This is a genomic window from Bacteroides ndongoniae, from assembly GCF_900108345.1.
Lineage (GTDB): Bacteria > Bacteroidota > Bacteroidia > Bacteroidales > Bacteroidaceae > Bacteroides > Bacteroides ndongoniae.
Genome location: NZ_FNVV01000012.1, coordinates 815,468 through 834,833, shown reverse-complemented (window position 1 = coordinate 834,833; position 19,366 = coordinate 815,468). Strand labels below are relative to the sequence as shown.

The following is a 19,366-nucleotide window of genomic DNA, read 5'->3' as shown; positions in this document are numbered from 1 at the left end:
TAAAAAATTAAGTTTGCAAGTTTCGAAGTTGAAAGAAGTTATAGAAGTTAAGGGAAGTTATAGAAGTTAAAGCCGTCAGTTCAGCAAAAGGCAATCTGCATAAACTGTTTCTATTGGCTTTTAACTTCCAAGCCCACCCAAAGGTGGGCGATAACTTCTATAACTTCTTTAACTACTATACTCTCTGCAAGAAATTACTTGCTTTCCTTGGCTGCGATGGCCTGGTTGGCAGTGATGGCGATCATGCGGTAAACGTCCTCGATGGAGCATCCGCGCGACAGGTCGTTCACAGGGCGTGCGATGCCTTGCAGGATGGGGCCTACGGCGTCGGCATGACCCAGACGCTGAACCAGCTTGTACGAGATGTTGCCTACTTCGAGGGTGGGCACAACGAGCACGTTGGCATGTCCGGCGATGGACGAACCCGGAGCCTTGCTGGCACCTACTTCGGGCACGAGGGCGGCATCGGCCTGCAATTCGCCGTCGATGGCGATGTCGGGAGCCATTTCCTTGGCTATCTTCAGGGCCTCAACTACCTTATCTACTACTTCGTGCTTGGCCGAACCTTTGGTCGAGAAGCTCAGCATGGCCACTTTCGGATCGAGTCCGGCAACGGCGCGTGCGGTGCGTGCGGTGCAGACGGCAATCTGTGCCAGCTGTCCGGCATCGGGCACGGGTGTTACGGCTACGTCGCCCATGACGAGGACACCGTTCTTACCGTATTCGGGAGCGTGGGTGAGCAACAGCATGGCACCCGATACGCAGGTGATGCCCGGAGCGGTCTTGATGATCTGCAGGGCAGGACGCAGTACGTCGCCCGTCGTGTTGCGAGCACCGGCCAGCTGACCGTCGGCGTCGCCGTTCTTTATCATGAGGCAGCCCAGGTAGAGCGGGTCGAGCACCAGCTTGCGGGCTTCTTCGATGGTCATGCCTTTCTTCTTGCGCAGTTCGCAGAGCAACTGTGCGTACTCTTCCATCTTAGGATGGTTTGCGGGGTCGATGATGGTGGCTTTACCGATGTTGCCCAAGCCCCACTCTTTGGCGCAGGCTTCGATTTCGGCCGGGTTACCCAGCAGAATCAGGTCGGCTACTCCGTCTGTCAAAATCTGGTTGGCAGCTTTCAAGGTGCGTTCTTCGGTTCCTTCGGGAAGAACAATGCGTTGGCGGTTTGCTTTGGCGCGCTCAACGATTTCGTTAATTAATCTTTGCATGATAATATATAGTGTATAAGAATAACCGGAAGTAATCTGTGTAATTCACGCTGCAAAAATACACAATTTTGCAATATCAACATTGCAATTCGGGGCTATTTTGTGGGAGAAATGATAAATATTGGAAAATTTAACACAAACCGCCGACGGCCGACAGCCGCGCTTCGGGGGTGCGAGCCGTGCAGGTGTCGCTCGTGAGCCGTGCAAGTGTCTCTCGCGAGCCGTGCAAGTGTTGCTCGCGAGCCACACAAGTGCGCCGCAAACGATAACTTTTTCCCCTCCCGACGGCACAACCGACCGATAGAATCGCTACCTTTGCAGCCGTTTTCAGTATAACCGCCCGACGGGGAGCGACTCCGCCGGAGCGAAATGTACAATAAGGTATTACTTTTTTTAGCTTAACAGTATTATGATTCGTCAATGCGCCATCCTCTTCGGATGCCTTGCCTTGGGTGAACTGATTGTCTGGCTGACGGGCGTCAAACTGCCGTCCAGCATCATCGGGATGCTGCTGCTCACCCTCTTCCTGAAACTGGGTTGGATCAAGCTGCACTGGGTACAGGGCATGTCCGACTTTCTGGTAGCCAATCTGGGATTTTTCTTCGTGCCGCCCGGCGTGGCACTGATGCTCTACTTCGACGTCATCGCCGCCGAGTTCTGGCCCATCGTCATTGCTACGGTAGCCAGTACCGCCCTGGTACTTGTCTCGACCGGCTGGGTACACCAGCTTCTGCACCGTTATTTCCATCGTCATCCCTTAACCCGTAAACAGAAATGAATTATCTCGAAAACAACTTTTTCCTGCTGGCCGTCACCTTCGGCGTCTTCTTCCTGTCGAAGCTGTTGCAGAAGAAGACCGGCATCATGCTGCTCAACCCCATCCTGATTACTATAGCTGTGCTCATCATCTTCCTGAAGATGGCACACATCGAATACACCACCTACAACGAGGCGGGCCACCTCATCGAGTTCTGGCTGAAACCGGCCGTCGTGGCCTTGGGCGTGCCCCTGTATCTGCAACTGGAGACCATCAAGAAGCAGATTCTGCCCATCATCCTGTCGCAGCTGGCCGGATGCGTGGTGGGCGTCGTTTCCGTCGTGCTCATTGCCAAACTGATGGGTGCCTCGAACGAAATCATCTACTCGCTGGCGCCTAAGTCCGTCACTACCCCCATCGCCATGGAGGTGGCCAAGTCGCTGGGCGGCATCCCCTCGCTGACGGCAGCCGTCGTCGTCTGTGTAGGTCTGCTGGGCGGCATCCTCGGTTTCCGAATGATGCGCCTGACGGGCGTGCAGAGTCCCATGGCGCAAGGCCTCTCGATGGGAGCCGCCGCACACGCCGTAGGCACCTCGGCCGCGATGGACGTCAGCCGCAAGTACGGCGCCTTCGCCAGCCTGGCCCTGACGCTGAACGGCATCTTCACCGCCCTGTTCACGCCGACGTTGCTTGAGCTGTTGGGGTTGCTGTAGAGCGACGCTCCGCAGAAGAATACAAAAAGAGAGAGGGTGTGCCAGCATTAAGAGATATCATCTTAATCTGACACACCCTCTCTGTGTGCAGGCGAACTTACCGAACGCCCTTTCGGGCCATTAGCCCGTATACGAGTGTGAAGCCCAGCGGACGCTGTCCGTTACAGTCCGCTGAAGCTGATGCCGTCGAATACCAGCGAAGGGATGCGCCACGAACGGTTCAGCATAGCATCGTTGCCCACCTCGACCAGCGAGCTCCACAGCTGCACCATGTTGCCCGTGACGTTCATTTCGTTGACGGGTTGCGTCAGCTTGCCGTTCTCGATCAGGAAACCTTCGATACCGTACGAGAAGTCGCCCGAGCTGCTGTTGCTGTTTCCGCCGTTCAGTCCCGTCACCAGGATACCGTTCTGTACGTCGGCCACCAGTCCGTTCAGGTCCTTGTTGCCCGGCTCCAGAATCAGCAGCGACGGCGAACTGATGGTAGGTGCCACGCCCATCTTCTTGGCATTGTAAGTATCGATGAAGTAAGTCTTCAGTACGCCCTTGTCGAAAATGAGCAGCGGTTCTGTGGCCACACCTTCCGAGTCGAAGTAGCGAGCACCATTGGCTCCTATCAGATGGGGTTCGTCCTTCAGCGTCAGCTTCGTGGAGCCTACCTGCTGGTTCAGCTTGTCGAGCAGGAACGAGTTCTTCTGCTGCAACGACGAGCCATAGAGGGCACTGAGCATCGGGCTAAGCAGACTGCCCGAAGTCATGGGGTCCAGCACCATGGTATATTTGCCCGACTTCGCCTTCCGCTGCCCCAACTTACGCAACACCCGTTCCAGCGCCTTGGAGCCGATGCCGGTCTTCGGCAACTGGTCGTAGAAGAGACTGCTGCCGTACCAGTAATCTGACGGACGTGCCTCGCCCTCGCCCCGGACGGCTACACTGGCCGAAACCGAGTACCAGGTGCTCTTCTCTTCGCCTTCGAAGCCATTGCTTATCAGGCGGTAGGCTGCGCTTTCGCCGTCGCTGTAGGAAGTATCGACCGAGATAATCCGCTCGTCCTTGCCCATCACTTCGTCGGCTGCCACGCGGGCCAGTTCCACTTTGTCGTCGGGATTGATGTCGTAGAAGCGGTTGTCGAACAGTTTCAGGTCGGGCTTTCCGCCTTTGTAGTAGCGGCTGGGGTCGGCCAGCACGCGCGACTCGTCGGGAGCCAGATAGCGTGTCGATTCAATGCCGTTCTTGATGAAAGTTTCCAGTTCTTTCTTGTCCAGCCGGTTGGTAGAGTACGAACCGTAGCGACCATCTACATACAAACTGATGGCCAGTCCGCCTTCCGATGCCTGTTGCAGGCGGTCCATCTTTCCGTTGCGCAGCTCAAACGACGAATTGGAGTTGGCATACAACACCAGTTTAGCTGCCTGGCATCCGTTCTTCAGGGCAAAGTCCATTGCCCATTGTGCCAGTTTCTTATTATTGTCTGTTATCATGTTCTTTATTAATGATTAATGGTAACTAATTCTTCATTCCTCATTCTTCATTCTTCATTTTCCTTATTCTCCACCTACCGTCAGTTTGCTGACCAGAGCCGAAGGCATACCGCAGGTGACGGGGCACGACTGTCCGTCCTTGCCGCACGTCCAGGTGCCGTTGTCTATCTTGGCATTATCGGCCACCATAGTGATATCGGCCAGTGCCTTGGGACCGTTACCGATGATGTTGATGTCCTTGATGGGTTGCGTCAGCTTACCGTTCTCGATGAGGTAGCCCGACTTAACGAAGAACGTAAAGTCGCCTGCACCGATCTGCACCTGTCCGTTGGTGAAGTTCTGTGCATAGATGCCCTGCTTGACGGTAGAGATGATGTCTTCTTCGCGCACGTTGCCAGCCTCCATGTACGTGGCACGCATACGGGGGATAGGCGTGCAGCGGAAGGTGTCGCGGCGTCCGTTTCCGGTAGGAGCCACGCCGTAGAACTTGGCACTGATGCGGTCGTGCAGATAGCTCGTCAGTATGCCTTCCTTCACGATGTAGGTCTTCTGACCTTCCACACCTTCGTCGTCGAAGTTGACCGAGCCGCGGTTGAAGGGGATGGTACCGTCGTCCACCACGTTGATGTGCTCGTTGCACACCTTCTTGCCTAGCAGGTCGCTGAAGATAGACGTTTTCTTACGGTTGAAGTCGGCCTCGAAAGCATGACCGATGGCCTCGTGCAGCAGGATACCCGAACCGCCGGCTCCCATCACAACGGGCATTTCGCCGCCTTTGGGCTTGACGGCCTTGAAGAGGATGGCCGTATTGTCCACCGCTTCGCGAGCCAATGTCTCGACAATGTCGTCGCTTAGGAATTCGAAGCCCTTGCGGTACGAACGCGAGGCAAATCCGTTCTCCATCTGTCCGTTCTCTTCCATGATGCAGACGGCCATGAACGATACCATCGGGCGGTAGTCGTAATAGCTCACGCCCTCGGAGTTGCAGAAAAGCACGTGCGAGGTAGTGTCGCTCAGCGAGGCCTGCACCTTGCGTACACGCGGGTCGAGCGAGAAGATTTTCTCGTTCAGCTTCTCCAGATAAGGGATTTTGGTCTTCAAGCTGACTTCCTCCCAGGGGGAAATCACGGTATAGCGGTTCTTGGCGATGGTTTTCTCGGTCAGTCCGACGGGCTTACCTGCCTTGCCCGACGTAGCGATGCGGGCAGCTGTACGGGCGGCACGCAGCATTTCGTCGAGCGTCACTCCCTCAACATAGGCATAACCCGTCTGGTCGCCTGCCAACACGCGGACACCCATACCGAAGTCGATGTTCGAACCGCAACGGTTCACTTGTCCGTCCATCAGCGTAACGCTGTTATTGAACGTATGTTCGAAATAGAGATCGGCATAGTCGCCGCCTTTTTCGAGGGCGGCAGCCAGTACTTTCTTCAGATCGGCTTCGGTCACACCGAAGTGAAGCATCGCTGCAGCCACGGCCGACTTGTCATCGGCTGCCCCAAGCGCCCGGCGCACCGGTTCGGGCATGGCCAACGAAGGCATTGCCAGTGAACCCAGCACGGCAAGACCTCCTGTACGTAAAAAGTTTCTTCTATCCATATATTTGAGTTTTTGAGTTTTTAAGTTTAGTTGACGAGGGGACGAGGCGTCAGGCCACAAGGAGGAACGGTTTTTAGTTGACGAGTTAACGAGGCTTCAGGCAACGAAGAGGAATTACTTGTTCCTTGTCAACTCGTCTACTTGTCAACTTGTTCCCTACCTATCCCCTACCCCTCCTTCGTCAGCAGGCTTTCTAGCTCTTCGGCGGTGAGGCGCAGGTGGAACTGGCCCTTGTAGGCCACGGAGATGGCGCCAGTCTCTTCGGAGACAATGATGGCGTGCGCATCGGACACTTGCGAGATGCCCATCGCAGCACGGTGGCGCAGTCCCAGTTCCTTGGGAATGTCCAGGTTGTGAGAGACAGGCAGGATGCAGCCGGCAGCCTTGATGCGCTTCTTGCTGATGACCATAGCGCCGTCGTGCAAGGGGCTGTTCTTGAAGAAGATGTTCTCGATGAGCCGTTGGTTGATGTTGGCGTCGATCACGTCGCCCGTGCGCACTATCTCATCGAGGGGCATGTTGTGCTCCATCACGATGAGGGCGCCTACCTTCTGCTTGCCCATGCTGATGCAGGCCATCACGATGGGCATGATGTCTTCGTGTTCGAGCGTTTCCTTCTTGCCGCCAGTGAAGAACCGCACCAGCGCACTGGCATGGCGGTGCGAACCGAGGGTGAGCAGAAAGCGTCGTATCTCTTCCTGAAACAGCACGATGAGCGCCAGCACACCCACACTGACCAGCTTGTCGAAGATGGAGCCGAGCAACTTCATCTCAAGCACCTGCGACACGACAAGCCATATCAGGATGAACACCAGTATGCCCGTAAACACGTTGATCGAGCCGGAAGCTTTCATCAGCTTGTACGTGTAGTACAGCAGGAAGGCGACCAGCAGGATATCTATAAAGTCTTTTATGCCAAATTCGAAAAACACGGTTGTTGGTTTTATTATTAGGTTTTATTATATGTTAGTTAACAAGGGGACAAGTTAACGAGGCCACGAGGGGACTTGCTTATTACCTTACTAATATCTTGTTCACTTGTTTTTCTCGTCAACTCGTCAACTTGTCAACTCGTCAACTCCTCAACATCTTCTCCACAATCTGCACCGTCTCGACAGCCTGGCGGACGTCGTGCACACGCAGGATGTCGGCTCCCTTCATCAGGCAAAGGGTATCGAGCACGGTGGTGCCGTTGAGCGACTCTTGCGGAGTGGTGCCCAGCAGACGGTAGATCATCGACTTGCGCGACACGCCCACAAGCAGCGGCAGGCCGAAGATACGGAACTCTTCGAGGTGGGCCAACAGCTGATAGTTGTGGTCGAGCGTCTTGCCGAAGCCGAAACCGGGGTCGAGGATGATGTCCTTCACGCCCAGTTCGTGCAGTTGCTGCACCTTGCGGGCAAAGTAGAGGAAGACCTCGCGCAACAGGTTGTCGTAGTGAGGCTCGTGCTGCATGTTCTGCGGGATGCCCTGCATGTGCATCATGATGTAGGGCACGTTGAGCTGGGCCACGGTGGAGAACATGTCGGCATCCATCTCGCCCGCGGCGATGTCGTTGATGATGTCCACGCCGTATTCTTCGACACACATGCGGGCCACGTCGGCACGGAAGGTATCGACCGAAATCACAGCATCGGGCACCGTGCGGCGAACGATTTCGAGTCCGCGGCGCAGGCGGTCCATCTCTTCGCGCGGCGAAACGTCGGCAGCACCGGGACGCGAGGAATAGGCTCCCACGTCGATGATGGCGCCGCCTTCGTCCACAATCTGACGGGCGCGGCGGGCTATCTCGTCTTCAGTCTGCATGCGGCTGTCGGCGTAGAAAGAGTCAGGGGTCAGGTTCAGGATGCCCATGACGCAGGGCGTCGAGAGGTCCATCAGGCGGCCTCCCACGTTGATGTATTTGGTTTCGAGGGTTTTCATATTTCTGTAAACGGTTCTTTTTAGGGGTTTTCCTGTTTGTGCAAAAGTAAGAAAAAAAGCAATAGGGCGTGAGGGGATGGGGGCTTTTTATTTCCTTATTTCCGCGGAGGCGGATATCCTCTTGACGCAAAAACAGAAAGGAAGGCATTCTTCCTGCCTTCCTCTCCTCCGATGTTGGCCGCGCGGCTCCCGTTTGCTGTTTTCAGACGAGCGGCGGCATGGCGTTTCCTCCGATCACTCCGGCAATGGCCGAGGCCACTGCGATGATGACTTTCAGGACAATGTCCCAGACGGATTTCTTCATTGCCATAACTGATTCCTCCTTTCGTGTTTTTAATTTTGATTTGTGTTGATTGCGGCGGGCGGCACCGTTGTTTGCTGCATACCGCCCTAAACCTTAAACCCTAAACGCTAAGCCCCAGTTTATCCCAGCGGATCTTCGCCTCCGCCGCCCTGGCTACCTCCGCCACCGGGCTGACTGCCGCCTGTCGAAGTGGTTTCGCCCTTCCAGGGTACGCACTTCACGCCGGTTACCAGCGAGCGGGTGGCCACGGTGCGGTCCTGATTGCGGGTCGAGGCGGGTGTGAAGTGCACGCGCAGGGCAGCCTGTGTGGGAGTGACCTCGGCAGCGGTGGCGGCTCCCATACCGCGCGAACGCATCACCAGGCGGAAGGTGCCCAGTCCGTCGAGGGTGACGCTTTCGGACGCCTGCAGATGGGTGGTCATCACGGTGACCAGGTTGTCGATGGTGTTCTTCACGTCACCCGTGGTCAGCGAGGAGTAGGCGGCTACTTCGCGGGCTATCTGGGTGGTGTCAACGTTGCCCGTATAGACGGCGCGGGGGTGATACAACCTCTGCCCTTCTTCGTTGGGCAATGTGGATTGGATGGTTTTGTAGATCAATGCCATAGTTTTAAGTTTTTAAACTGTTAATAAATCGTGTTCTTTTTCTTTGTGTCTTAAGCTTAACCACATTGCAAAGATAGGCATTCACGGGGATATGTGCAAATGTTTCGGGCGGTTGCGTTCAACAAAAAGGAGGTTTTGTTTTCAACAAGTAAACATGAAGAAAAATATGTATTCGCGCAAAAGAGCCTACTATTATTTAATACTTCTTGAACAGTTCCGAATGGCTTCCAAGCCTCAATACATCAATGACATCTGTTTCCGAATCCAGCCATATCAGCAGGAAATCCCCCTCAATATGGCATTCCATACAGTCCTTATAATCTCCCTTCAGCATGTGAGCCTTGTATTCGGGCGGCAATTCGATTTCATTCTGAAGCATACGAAACACTTCCAGCAATTTCGCCAATTTGCTGGGATTGTTACGATACCTTTTAAAGTCCTTTTTATATTGTGTCGAATAACGCAGTATCTTCATTATTCACAAGACTTTATCATTGCCTCTATACTGCTGGTATCTATGGTACCGGCGAATTTGCCGGCACGTGCCTCTTTAATGGCTGCAACTGTTTCGTCGTTGGGTTCCGAACTCATCACATCCATCAAAGTAGTTTCCACAAAATTATTCAGGCTCAAATTGGCCTTTTTTGCTTTCTCGTGCAAGACTTTCAACAAGTCTTCACGCAGCCGAAAAGAAGTTTGTTTTCTTACTACTGTTTCCATATCATCAGACATTATGATGTGTATCACAAAAATAATACATTCCATTGCAATATCCAAATCCGAGGGGCGTTTTGTTGCCCTTTCACCGCCCTCCCCCGCACAAACTCAGCAGATACCGTCCCGGCTGACGAATCTTGCCGTGACTGGTGCGCAGAGGCTCGAAGCCTTTCCACACGGGATGACCGATGACGCCAAAGTTGCTCTTCAGCACGATGGCATACTGTTCGGCAGGCGGCACGCGAAACTGCATCAGGTTGTAGAGCAGGCCGTCGAGGTTGCGCTTCAGGCCGTCGGCAGGGGGTTGCAGGCGGGCTACGTCGGCTTGTGTCCATTCGTGGCGTACAGAAAGAGGATTGTCCTCCACGGCCTTCGGGGCCGTGTCGGCAGTTCCCACGCTTTCGGGGGAACTATCGAGGAGGGGATTTGCTATGCTTTGCTGTGCTATGCTATGCTTTGTGTACCGCGGGCAGGTTGAACCTGCCTTTTCGGCCTTATCCGCTGCAGATTCCGGCTGTTCGGCAGCTATGTCGGCAGCGTCGGCTTCGGGCTGTTCAGGTTCGGACACTTGCAAGCGGTAACGCTCGTCAATGCTACTATTCGCACGGCGACGGGTCGAGAAGAGATACTGCCGCTGTATGTCGGCAGAAGTCAGAATGTTGTACCGACCGAACATATCGGCATCGAACAGGCCATACTCTACGGCCAAGCGAATGATGCGCCGCACATCGTCGGAACGGACGTCATGCAACTGATCTACAAGATCTTCGTAAAACAATTCGTCAGCCACTACGTAATAGCCTTCGCCACCATAGACGGCGCAGAAGGTTTGCAGCAGAACAGCCACCACACTGTCGCCTCCTCCATGCTTCACAAGGCGACGAAGCAGACGGCTTTGCAAAAAATCAGTATTCATAGGGAAATAGTCGAGACCCTTTCTTTTTATTCTGGACATAGGACATAAAAATGAAGAATGAAGAACGAAGAATGAAGAATTTTAAATAATGGAGAACGACACGATTCACCACGGATTGCGCAGGTTATCACAGTGTTAACAAACACGTGACAACCCGCGCAACCCGTGGCAAGAAACGGCATCAGAACGGGTACAGATCCTCCTCCTGCTCGCGCAGACGTGCCAGACGGCGGCGGTGATGCTCTTCCACCGTGGCCAGTGCCCGACGGATCAGGCGCAGACGTTCGTCACGGTCGGCCACCTGCGTAATGACGGGCGAGCGGCGGCGCGACTTCGACTCCTGCGACTTCGACTCCTGCGACTTCGCCCGATGGCGTTCGCGGTTCACCGTCCGGCGGCAATCCTTGCAGTAAGGGTCGGGCCGCTGCGTACGGCTGTTCACATAAAATTCTTCAAGGGGCAACACCCTCTTGCAACGTCCGCAACAACGTACGGCGTTCGGCTGATTCGATTCGGAAGTTTTCATAATAATATTTTATTTTACAGATGAATGTCTCAATCGGAAGCGATGTCTCCGAGCAACACTTGCACCGCTCGCGAGCCACACTTGCACGGCTCGCGAGAGACACCAGTGTGTATTTTCCATTAAATAGTTTGCAGTATTTAAACAAAACCACTATATTTGTTGCTGCAAATATAAAACGATTTTCAATAAGAAAACAACAAAACGCAGATTTTCGCACGAAAAAGTTTATAATCCACTGAATATAAACTTCGTACAACGGAAATCCGCGTTCAACAACCCCGATTCGAGAAAAGAAACCACCATCAACCCCCGAAACACCGGAAAGGAGGAATCCGACCTATGGAAAAGAAAGAAGACCTGATGTTCGACGTGACCGACATCGTACGACGCGCCAAACTGGCACTCGACCTGAAGAAAGACAACGAACTGGCACAATACCTGGGCGTCTCGCGCTCGACGCTGAGCAACTGGATGGCGCGCAACAGCATCGACTTCGGCCTGCTGCTGAGCCGCCTGCCCGACGTGGACTACAACTGGCTGCTGACCGGCAAGGGCATCCCCCGCCATCGCCCCAACTACTGCGACAGCCCCGTGGCCAGCGGCGAAGTAGAGCTGCTGCACACGCCCAAGTCGCCCGACCCGCTGGACGAGCGCAGCGTCACCCTGTACGACGTCACCGCCGCCGCCAACCTGAAGACCCTGCTGGCCGACGGCCCCCAGTACGTACTGGGCAAGATACAGATACCCAACATCCCCCGCTGCGACGGCGCCGTCTACATCAGCGGCGACTCGATGTACCCCATCCTGAAGTCGGGCGACATCGTAGGCTTCAAGTCGCTCACCTCGTTCGACGAAGTCATCTACGGCGAGATGTACCTCGTCTCCTTCGACCGCGGCGGCGACGAATACCTGGCCGTGAAGTACGTCAACCGCTCCGAGCAGCCCGGCTGCATCCGCCTCGTCAGCTACAATCCCCACCACGAGCCGATGGACGTGCCCCTCAGCTCCATCAACGCGATGGCCATCGTCAAGTTCTCCATCCGCAAGAATCTGATGATGTAAGGGTGAGGGGCGAGGCAGAAGAAACGAAGGGAACCGCAAGAATCAAAAAAAAAGCCCGGCCGCACCGTTGGGCGATGCAGCCGGGTTACAAACAAAACAAACATTCACTTACTCGATAAAGTAAGGATTTCCGCCGCGCTTCACCAAGCCTCGGCGAAATGATCCCGTTTCACAACGGGATAGCGTTAATCTAAAAAAATGTTCGCTGAATCAATCCACTTCAAAGCCGACCGTCACATCGAACGAACCGCTATCACTGATGTCGATGTCCTCGACCACAAGCGTGTAGCAGGTATTGCGTTCGATGTCAGACTTTCCTTCCGGCAAAATTTTCGACAAAGGAATATCATAAATAACCTCGGCCGGACCTGCGCCAAACAACGTCTGTTCGCCATAAAGACGTAGCGTCATCTGACTGGCCGGAGCCGCGTACAGATAGAACAGGGCTTTGTACAACCGGTCGGTATAAGTGCCGAATACATCGGTCCGCTCTACGTTCTCGGCCACAGGAGCTGCATTGGTCAGCTTAATCTTCCCGCACTGGGCAAAATCCACATTCGGGAAGACGTACGAAAGCGTGCTGGCCTCCAGCAGTTCGGCTTTCGTCAGGCTGAAGCCGGTAATGTTCTCCGGGTCGTAAATCTTCAGGTCGAGGCGTGCCACTACCCGTTGCAGGGCAGCCTGCACGGCAGGAGCCTGGTCGGTCCATGCCGGAATCTTGGCTTCGGCCGTCATCAGCAACGGACAGGCAAGGGGTGCGCTCATTGCGTCGGTAAGCAGCGACTCGAACTCGGACTTCGTCACCGCACCCGGCGCCGCACTTTCTACCAACGAAGTGACTTCCGCGCCATTGGCAACCAAGAGCACCGTGCGGGCACTCTTATCTTTCAAGCCGTCCAGCGTCACATTTTTGCTTTCGGTGGGTGACTGCGGCACCCAATCTTCTGTCACAAGGTTTTTATATACTTTTTCCAACTGTCCGCTGTTGTCGAACAGGTAGGCATCGAGGGTTTCCACGGTACACTCCGCCTCGGTAGCCACCGCATAACTGTCTGCTCCGGCACGCGTCATCGGCTGGCTGATGCAGATTTCCAACGACTGCCCTTCCGCCTCGTTCAGCACCGGATTCTCATCGCCGGTACAGGCCGTGAAGGCCAACGCGGCAATAAAAGGTAAAAATATCTTTTTCATAATCTGTATTCCTCCATTTATTTTTCTTTGATGCTGCGGATACGCAAAGCATCCCAAGCGCGTAGTTTGCTACTAGTATTGTTGCTTGTAGTATCCTGCTGCACACTTATTCCGGCAGAACTAAATGCCACAAAATACTTCGCTAAATTACCTCCACACCAATAATAGGTATCAGTAGTGCTTTTACTCAACCGAGTACATCCATAAGGATAACCGCCATCATAAGTTGCCTCAATATAGCCACCTTGAAGGGTGATGGTCTGTTCCGAACTTGTATATTCTCCCTTTTCATCGCACTCATAAAATTTCAGCACGAACTTACTGCTCGAAGCCGTTCTGCCACTGATATAGTAGTGCTTATTATTATAAGTCAAATAACTAAAAACATTACTTGAAGCGCCAACGGCCACCAAGGCTTCCCAATCTGTTTTTGTAGCCATGCGATAACCACTTTCAGACGGATCAACACCGCTCCAAGTTCCCGGACGATGAGTATCAAACACCGAGACTTCAGTGTCTTCATCCACCGCAGGATCGGCAATGCCATACAAGAAAAACTTCTTCCCGTTCTCGCCAACGGCATCTTTACTGCTAGCCCACTGTTCCAAAGTAGCTGCACCGGGTTTGTTGATTGAAGGCAATTCATCCCAGTCCGGTCCTTCCGGTTCCGCCGGCTCCGCCCCTGCCTGAACGACATTGTAAGTCACCTTCACTTCCGGTTTCAGCATGTTACGAACTACAAACTGACCGGTTCGTTCTGTTTCGGCAGTATTCTTGGCAACTACCACCTGGAACTTCTGTACCAGCGAGCGGGTTTCTGTTACTGTCAGCCATTCGCTACCATTCAACACATCGACCTTTACTCCTATATTGCTGCTTTCAGATGTAACGGAAAAAGCAGCCCCTTCAGCAGGAACATAAATTGTCTTTACGTCGCCAGCCACAGCTTTGTTGTCATCTTTCAGCGTAATGCCGGAACCGTCAGGATTTACCGTAACCTCCAAACCGTCTTCTACCGTCACTTCAGCGTCGATGTTCTTCTGAGTCCAGTCGGTCACTGCCACTTCCGCCTCGATGGCGCCATCTACTTCTTCCAGCGTCACCACATACAGCTTGTTGCGTTTGATGGCAGGCTGGGCATTCTTGTTGGTAAACGTAGCTATCGGCAGGCTCGTATGCACCGTGCCGTCGGCAGTCGTTCCTTCGAACGAAATCTGCAGACCGCTTTCCTTGGCATCGCCTTCGTAAGTGTAGAATATCTGTGCCGAAGCATCGGTTGCCACGCTCAGCCCCGTATTGGTGCGGGTTTCTTTGCTGTCATCTTCCTTGGCGATAGTAGAAGTCAAGTCCTCTACATAGAACGATTGCTTTACGCCGTTCTCCATCACTGCCTTGGTGATGGTCAAGCCCGGCACCTTGTTCACCACGTCGATACGGCCTACCATACGAATCATGGAGAAGTTGATGTTCAGGTTCTTGGTGGCGTTCGTGATGCGGGCAACGTTTGCTCCCTGCATCTTCAATCCGCCAGTTAGCCACTGATCGTAATCATCGGTCGTAGCACGCAGTTGCAGGTAGTCACTGTAGGTGCTCGCGCCTTCCGTCAAGTTCAAAACGGATTCATTGGCAATGGCTTCAATGTAGTAATCACCCTTCACTAAGTCGATAGCAGGATTGCCTTGGGCAATCTGTTCCTTGGTCAAAGAAATCACTTTCTTCAGTACGCCCTTCTCGCTTCCGTCATAGTCAAAGCAATAAAGGCGGATTTGGTTCAGAGCTTTTTCAGCCTCCGTAGCCTCAGTCGTTTCGTCGGCACGGGTAGAGGCTGTACCGTCGGGCAAGCTAAAGCTTACCGTTATTCGCTGGCTCGCGCTGCCATCCATCATGCCCTCTTCGCTGGTACACGCATGAAAAGCAAAGGCCAACAGGGTGCCAAACAGATAATATATGTACTTTTTCATGATTGTTAGGGATTAAAATTACTGATTAAAGACCACTTAAAGGAAGCCAAGGTGTTACCGTAACCTGTTCCGTCACTTCTGCATCTTTTATAGGCAATACACAACCGCCGAAACAACGCGGAGCAACATCAATGTACATATCAACCTTACCCGATGCAAAATCTAATTCCAGGAATTTAGCACCATATCCATTAGTTCCCAACATAGTATTTGCAGCTGATTCAGAAGACCAGTAAACACCAGTTGTTCCCTTACCGTCCAATTCAGCCTCATTATTTAAATATCCATACGCATACAGACGAATCGAGCTTGCGTTATTAAATATCGCATCATCAACAGTGACATTATCCGAATTCGTCTTTACTGATGTAATTTCTACATAAGGAGTTGATGCACTTACCACTTTCCATTGCATCGCGTACTTCACACCATCTATAACTTTGACTTCGGCACAACTTCCATTAACCTCGCCGCCTGTAGGTATCAATACAGACAATTCGTCAGCAGTAGGCACTCTATAACCTACCGGACAAGGATTTCCACCCCGTTGTTCCCATGTATAATTTGAATTGCTTCCACAATAATCCAACGGATTCACACTAAGCCCTGAAACTTTACCGAAAATAATAGAACAGTTAATTACGCGTTGTTCCGTCCAAGAATCATTGCCCATCCAACAACAACCGTAAGATGCTCCTAATCCAGAATCAAAAAGATAACCAAACTTCGTATTATAAAGACTTATTCCGAGAATAGCTTGACTACTATTTGGATAAGATCCGCTAGCACTACCACCACTATTAAAATGAGTCCTGCCTGTCGAAGAAGGGAATCCTAAATAACGACCCCATTGGAAGAAGTGAGCATCCGTATTATGATTAGAAGTCAGAACGCCATTCTTTATTCCATTGGTATAAGTATTCATGGTTGCAAAACCACCATTACCATATATATTTACATTAACAGTCCAACCGTCAGCATTGGCAACTTTCGTCAACGTTCCTTGCACATAAGACGGATTCTGGCCTTCACCTCCCCAGTTACCCATATCTCCGGGATTAGAGCCTTCTTCCTCTACCCCTTCCTGCGTAAACGTAATCGACACCGTCGCATCAGCTATCAGTTTATTTGTAGCAGTCACCGTCAGCGTACGTTCTTCGGAAGTAGCATTGGCAGGGATGGTCAGTGTCCAATAACCTTTTTCCCACAGATAGTCGGCACGGGTTTCAGCAGGAGCTGCCAGCGTCCAGTCGTCGGGCAGAGTGGTATGAGTCAGGGCTGCTTCGATGTTCGCGCTCTTCACATACAGATAATAGGTAACAGCTGCATCGGCGGCAACGTTCACCGTCTGGGTGCTCTTCAGGTCTCCTTCTTCCGGATAAACCACCGTTGCTTCGGGCTCCTGAGCCTTGTCGGTAGCGGCAGTCATCATCAGGGCACTTCCGGCACCGATTTCCAAGCTGGAAGAAATTTCAGACCAGTCCGTCACTGTCAGTTCAGGTTCGATGGTACCACTGTTGTTCACTAACTTCACGGTGTACAAGTGGTTGCGGAGTACTTGGGCAACGGGAACTTCCGTACGGTATGCCGCACCGTTCATCGTGCCGGTGATTACCATTACTGTACTGTTCTCCGGATTCTCGTAAGAATAAGGTACAGTGCTTTCGCCCGTTTCGGCATCGGCAGGAATAGTAAAGCTATCGCCATCGGCATGTTTCACCAAGTAAGATTTCTTCACGGCTCCTTTCAGCGTGAAAGCCACATCGCTGACACCGGCCTCAACGGCTCCTTCTACCTGGAAGGTGGCGGCCAGGCGCACCAGCTCCATGCTGAGTGTAGTGGTTTGTCCGCCTGTCAGTGTGACGCCCGCAGCGCCTTGCATCAGCAGGTTACCCTCGAAAGCGGCTGTCGTGGTCTGTGCCAGAAAATCGCCGTAAGTGTTGATGCCCGTCAGCATCTCGGCATTGGCAATGGCCTCTACATGATAGGTTCCGCCTTCGGGCACCTTGAACGAACCCGGAAGTCCGGCATCCGTTTTATCGCTCAACGTAACGGGAAGTGTATATTTCAGTTCAGAGCTTTCCTCCGTTCCCTCAAAAAGATAGACCGTAACCTTCTCTACAGCCGTTTGGTCGACCGCACGAGTCACGGCAAAGCCGTTCAGTCCGGTAAAGTTCATCCGGACCATCGCCTCGTCTCCGGCATATCCGCCCGCGTTGTCCAGTTCGCTGGAGCAGGCGGCGAAACTTGCCAGCATGGCAAGTATCATGATACGTGATATGATATTTTTCATAAATCTGATTCCTTAGTCTGTTAATAGAATTATTCGGCAGCCTGTGTCACTACCAGTGTGTAAGTGACGTTAGGATCTGCATCGGTCGAAAGCTCGACGTAAGCCTTGCGGAGCGCTCCACTTTCGTTGGCCGAAGTGGCGGCGATGGTCAGGGTATTACCCGAAGGGGTAGCCGTCAGGAAGTCGGCGCCTTTGGTCACCTCGGCTTTCCAGGCCACGTTGGTAGTCACGGTCAGCTGGGCACTGCTGCCTTCGGCCTGGGCCAGCGTCAGCTTGTTGCCGGTCAGTCCGTCGCCCGTCACTACAAAGTTGTCCACCTGTACGGGATGTTCGATGGTGTCGCCGTCTTCCCAGTCGCGTACGGTGAAAGTCACGTCTACCGTAGCATCCAAGCCATTAATCTTGGTAATGGTCACTAAGTAACGGGTATTGCGCTCCACTGCCAGCTGATTGCCATCGGCATCGACAAACGGGAGGTCGAAAACCGCAAGTACGGTCTTTCCGCCTACCGTCAGGTTACCGGTTACCACCAGTTTGACGTTGTCGGTAGCAGGAGCTTCGTAAGGATAGAGCAAACTGTTGTAATAAGCTGCTTCGGAAGTTGTGGAAGGATCTGCTGTAATCGTCTGCTCCAGCTTCAGCGTGGCAGAACCGTCGGCGTAGTTGCCTTCCGAGGGGAAGATGAACGAGTTGGGCCGTGCGTTTACCATCTCTAATTTGGAGGGAACGAACGATACACCTTCCTGTGCCTTGACGGCAAGGTCGATGCGTGCTACCACGCGCTCCAACGCCACACCGCTGACAGTCACCGAAAGCGGATTGCCGTTCCAGGCATCAGCAGCCACAGTAGCCTCGGCTGTCATTGGCAACGGGTTGGCTTCGGTTACTTCCGGATTGGCCGTCATCACGTTCATCAGCAATGCACGGAAAGCCGATTCCGTCATACCTGCAACAGCATTTTCTTTCAGCGAAGTAATGTCCGTTCCGTTTGCCACGAAGAAGATTTTCTTTGCTGTGCGGCTTACGCCGGACAGGGTAACGGTCTTACTATCTTCCAACGTTGCAGGAGTCCAGCTATCTGACAGCAGATTATTGTATTTCTTTTCCAACACATAGTCCTGAGTCTCTGCAGCGGGAGCAAAGAGATAGGCATCGAGAGTTTTCACAGTGCACTCGGCTTCCGTAGCCACCGAATAGGCCGTACGGGTATTCGCTTCGGTCGAAGCCGACAGTTTCAGTTCCACGTTCAGACCGCCTTCTTTACGGACATCCAACGCGGATTCTTCATTGGAGCAGGCAGCACACAGCAATGCGGCCAGCACTCCGAATAACAGTCTCTTCATCATGTAGCTTTTTTTAGATATTAAAGAACAAAAGTTGCATTATCCCCAATCCGGGACACTAAATTCGAATCCCCCTTCCACTTCGACGAGGAGGACTTCTACAACGGGCGGTTCATACGCCACAGATACGCATTCTTTTTCCATACACATAGAATTTTTATGCGTCGATCCAGTTCCTAAAAAGACAAAATTGATTTCCTAGTTACAAGAAGCGTGGAACTGCGTGCTGTTTCACCGATTTATCCGAAGGCCCTAGGAATAGCCCAGCTACATACGAGAACAGACAGCAGACCCACGCTATGCGTGAGAAACTACCGTGCCATTCTTGTGTAGCTTGAAAATTTCCTAGGTTTTCGAATACAAGAATGAAGCACAACGCTTCTACCAATTTCTTTCCATAAGTTGTGCCGCGAACACTTTCGGCATGCACGCTGCAAATATATCTGTTTTTTTCAAAAAGAGCAAAACTGTTTTCAACTTTTTTTTGCGTTTTCTTTTTTTACCGTACAGAAAGAAATTGTATAGCGGCAAGTCCACAATGAATTGAATTGAAATATTATATATTAAGGTATTCCAACGGATGAAAAAGCTAAAATACCCTCAATCGATTATACTTAAAAACAAACAGGCCCTTACTTGGGATTATGAAGAATATTAAACTAACAGGAAAAAATATAAAACGTTCGCACGAGCCTGCCTTCTGCCACCGTAAAAAATAAATCCTCCCCCCCTGCGACGAAGCAGCCCCAAAAACCACTATCTTT

Annotated in this window: 18 protein-coding genes; 3 read left to right on the top strand and 15 right to left on the bottom strand. The window is 52.5% G+C overall.

The annotated features are described in order from the left end of the window. Nucleotides 1-194: 194 nt before the first annotated feature. The gene (pta, locus tag BQ5591_RS03515; RefSeq protein ID WP_071148454.1) at nt 195-1,211 is read right to left on the bottom strand and encodes a phosphate acetyltransferase; all 1,017 of its coding nucleotides are present in this window, start codon (nt 1,209-1,211) and stop codon (nt 195-197) included. Nucleotides 1,212-1,620: 409 nt separating this feature from the next. Here pta and BQ5591_RS03510 point away from each other — a divergent pair, with 409 nt between their 5' ends. Then, nucleotides 1,621-1,989: a CidA/LrgA family protein gene (locus BQ5591_RS03510; RefSeq protein ID WP_022162971.1), complete on the top strand. Its 369-nt coding sequence runs from the start codon at nt 1,621-1,623 to the stop codon at nt 1,987-1,989. Then, entirely contained in the window at nt 1,986-2,681 is a 696-nt protein-coding gene (locus BQ5591_RS03505) for an LrgB family protein (RefSeq protein ID WP_071148453.1), read from the top strand. The genes BQ5591_RS03510 and BQ5591_RS03505 overlap by 4 nt, the downstream gene beginning before the upstream one ends. Nucleotides 2,682-2,842: 161 nt before the next feature. Here the strand turns inward: BQ5591_RS03505 and BQ5591_RS03500 are convergent, their stop codons facing one another. From BQ5591_RS03500 to BQ5591_RS03460, 10 genes are all read right to left on the bottom strand, one after another. Continuing rightward, nucleotides 2,843-4,162: a TldD/PmbA family protein gene (locus BQ5591_RS03500; RefSeq protein WP_071148452.1), complete on the bottom strand. Its 1,320-nt coding sequence runs from the start codon at nt 4,160-4,162 to the stop codon at nt 2,843-2,845. Nucleotides 4,163-4,225: 63 nt separating this feature from the next. Continuing rightward, nucleotides 4,226-5,761, bottom strand: a complete 1,536-nt coding sequence (locus BQ5591_RS03495; RefSeq protein WP_071148451.1) for a TldD/PmbA family protein — start codon at nt 5,759-5,761, stop codon at nt 4,226-4,228. Between the two features lie 167 nt (nt 5,762-5,928). Continuing rightward, nucleotides 5,929-6,693, bottom strand: a complete 765-nt coding sequence (cdaA, locus tag BQ5591_RS03490; RefSeq protein ID WP_071148450.1) for a diadenylate cyclase CdaA — start codon at nt 6,691-6,693, stop codon at nt 5,929-5,931. Between the two features lie 142 nt (nt 6,694-6,835). Then, nucleotides 6,836-7,684 (bottom strand): dihydropteroate synthase, encoded by an 849-nt coding sequence (gene folP, locus BQ5591_RS03485; protein WP_071148449.1) that lies wholly within the window; start codon nt 7,682-7,684, stop codon nt 6,836-6,838. Nucleotides 7,685-7,886: 202 nt separating this feature from the next. After that, a complete protein-coding gene (locus tag BQ5591_RS21330; RefSeq protein ID WP_159434430.1) occupies nt 7,887-7,988 on the bottom strand; it encodes a smalltalk protein in 102 nt (33 codons plus the stop codon). 119 nt (nt 7,989-8,107) lie between these two features. After that, the gene (locus BQ5591_RS03480; protein ID WP_071148448.1) at nt 8,108-8,593 is read right to left on the bottom strand and encodes an HU family DNA-binding protein; all 486 of its coding nucleotides are present in this window, start codon (nt 8,591-8,593) and stop codon (nt 8,108-8,110) included. Nucleotides 8,594-8,789: 196 nt separating this feature from the next. Further along, nucleotides 8,790-9,068, bottom strand: a complete 279-nt coding sequence (locus BQ5591_RS03475) for a type II toxin-antitoxin system YafQ family toxin (RefSeq protein ID WP_071148447.1) — start codon at nt 9,066-9,068, stop codon at nt 8,790-8,792. After that, entirely contained in the window at nt 9,068-9,313 is a 246-nt protein-coding gene (locus BQ5591_RS03470; protein ID WP_071148596.1) for a toxin-antitoxin system HicB family antitoxin, read from the bottom strand. Before BQ5591_RS03470 ends, BQ5591_RS03475 begins: the two co-directional genes overlap by 1 nt. Nucleotides 9,314-9,395: 82 nt before the next feature. Next, nucleotides 9,396-10,265: a DUF4373 domain-containing protein gene (locus tag BQ5591_RS03465; RefSeq protein WP_071148446.1), complete on the bottom strand. Its 870-nt coding sequence runs from the start codon at nt 10,263-10,265 to the stop codon at nt 9,396-9,398. A 142-nt stretch (nt 10,266-10,407) separates the two neighbouring features. Beyond that, on the bottom strand, nt 10,408-10,752 hold the full coding sequence (locus BQ5591_RS03460) for a hypothetical protein (protein WP_071148445.1): 345 nt from the start codon (nt 10,750-10,752) through the stop codon (nt 10,408-10,410). A gap of 339 nt (nt 10,753-11,091) precedes the next feature. Here BQ5591_RS03460 and BQ5591_RS03455 point away from each other — a divergent pair, with 339 nt between their 5' ends. Then, on the top strand, nt 11,092-11,814 hold the full coding sequence (locus tag BQ5591_RS03455) for a LexA family transcriptional regulator (protein ID WP_071148444.1): 723 nt from the start codon (nt 11,092-11,094) through the stop codon (nt 11,812-11,814). Between the two features lie 210 nt (nt 11,815-12,024). On the opposite strand, the gene BQ5591_RS03450 is transcribed toward BQ5591_RS03455, so the two are convergent. The 4 genes from BQ5591_RS03450 to BQ5591_RS03435 are packed head-to-tail and all read right to left on the bottom strand — an operon-like array spanning nt 12,025 to nt 18,602. Next, the gene (locus tag BQ5591_RS03450) at nt 12,025-13,005 is read right to left on the bottom strand and encodes a fimbrial protein (protein WP_071148443.1); all 981 of its coding nucleotides are present in this window, start codon (nt 13,003-13,005) and stop codon (nt 12,025-12,027) included. 17 nt (nt 13,006-13,022) lie between these two features. Next, complete coding sequence (locus tag BQ5591_RS03445; protein WP_071148442.1) at nt 13,023-14,966, bottom strand: BACON domain-containing carbohydrate-binding protein; 1,944 nt, start codon at nt 14,964-14,966, stop codon at nt 13,023-13,025. A gap of 25 nt (nt 14,967-14,991) precedes the next feature. Further along, nucleotides 14,992-17,259, bottom strand: coding sequence for a fimbrial protein (locus BQ5591_RS03440; RefSeq protein ID WP_113740835.1), 2,268 nt, complete (start codon nt 17,257-17,259; stop codon nt 14,992-14,994). Between the two features lie 29 nt (nt 17,260-17,288). Beyond that, the gene (locus BQ5591_RS03435) at nt 17,289-18,602 is read right to left on the bottom strand and encodes a fimbrial protein (RefSeq protein WP_205410618.1); all 1,314 of its coding nucleotides are present in this window, start codon (nt 18,600-18,602) and stop codon (nt 17,289-17,291) included. Between the last annotated feature and the right edge of the window lie 764 nt (nt 18,603-19,366).

What these genes read in the sequence shown, in the direction of transcription:
- BQ5591_RS03475 (WP_071148447.1), bottom strand. Translation starts at nt 9,068, where the DNA reads ATGAAGATACTGCGTTATTCGACACAATATAAAAAGGACTTTAAAAGG.
- BQ5591_RS03470 (WP_071148596.1), bottom strand. Translation starts at nt 9,313, where the DNA reads ATGGAAACAGTAGTAAGAAAACAAACTTCTTTTCGGCTGCGTGAAGAC.
- BQ5591_RS03455 (WP_071148444.1), top strand. Translation starts at nt 11,092, where the DNA reads ATGGAAAAGAAAGAAGACCTGATGTTCGACGTGACCGACATCGTACGA.
- folP (WP_071148449.1), bottom strand. Translation starts at nt 7,684, where the DNA reads ATGAAAACCCTCGAAACCAAATACATCAACGTGGGAGGCCGCCTGATG.
- BQ5591_RS03460 (WP_071148445.1), bottom strand. Translation starts at nt 10,752, where the DNA reads ATGAAAACTTCCGAATCGAATCAGCCGAACGCCGTACGTTGTTGCGGA.
- BQ5591_RS03445 (WP_071148442.1), bottom strand. Translation starts at nt 14,966, where the DNA reads ATGAAAAAGTACATATATTATCTGTTTGGCACCCTGTTGGCCTTTGCT.
- BQ5591_RS03480 (WP_071148448.1), bottom strand. Translation starts at nt 8,593, where the DNA reads ATGGCATTGATCTACAAAACCATCCAATCCACATTGCCCAACGAAGAA.
- BQ5591_RS03450 (WP_071148443.1), bottom strand. Translation starts at nt 13,005, where the DNA reads ATGAAAAAGATATTTTTACCTTTTATTGCCGCGTTGGCCTTCACGGCC.
- BQ5591_RS03465 (WP_071148446.1), bottom strand. Translation starts at nt 10,265, where the DNA reads ATGTCCAGAATAAAAAGAAAGGGTCTCGACTATTTCCCTATGAATACT.
- BQ5591_RS03510 (WP_022162971.1), top strand. Translation starts at nt 1,621, where the DNA reads ATGATTCGTCAATGCGCCATCCTCTTCGGATGCCTTGCCTTGGGTGAA.
- BQ5591_RS03435 (WP_205410618.1), bottom strand. Translation starts at nt 18,602, where the DNA reads ATGAAGAGACTGTTATTCGGAGTGCTGGCCGCATTGCTGTGTGCTGCC.
- BQ5591_RS03440 (WP_113740835.1), bottom strand. Translation starts at nt 17,259, where the DNA reads ATGAAAAATATCATATCACGTATCATGATACTTGCCATGCTGGCAAGT.
- BQ5591_RS03500 (WP_071148452.1), bottom strand. Translation starts at nt 4,162, where the DNA reads ATGATAACAGACAATAATAAGAAACTGGCACAATGGGCAATGGACTTT.
- BQ5591_RS03495 (WP_071148451.1), bottom strand. Translation starts at nt 5,761, where the DNA reads ATGGATAGAAGAAACTTTTTACGTACAGGAGGTCTTGCCGTGCTGGGT.
- pta (WP_071148454.1), bottom strand. Translation starts at nt 1,211, where the DNA reads ATGCAAAGATTAATTAACGAAATCGTTGAGCGCGCCAAAGCAAACCGC.
- BQ5591_RS21330 (WP_159434430.1), bottom strand. Translation starts at nt 7,988, where the DNA reads ATGAAGAAATCCGTCTGGGACATTGTCCTGAAAGTCATCATCGCAGTG.
- BQ5591_RS03505 (WP_071148453.1), top strand. Translation starts at nt 1,986, where the DNA reads ATGAATTATCTCGAAAACAACTTTTTCCTGCTGGCCGTCACCTTCGGC.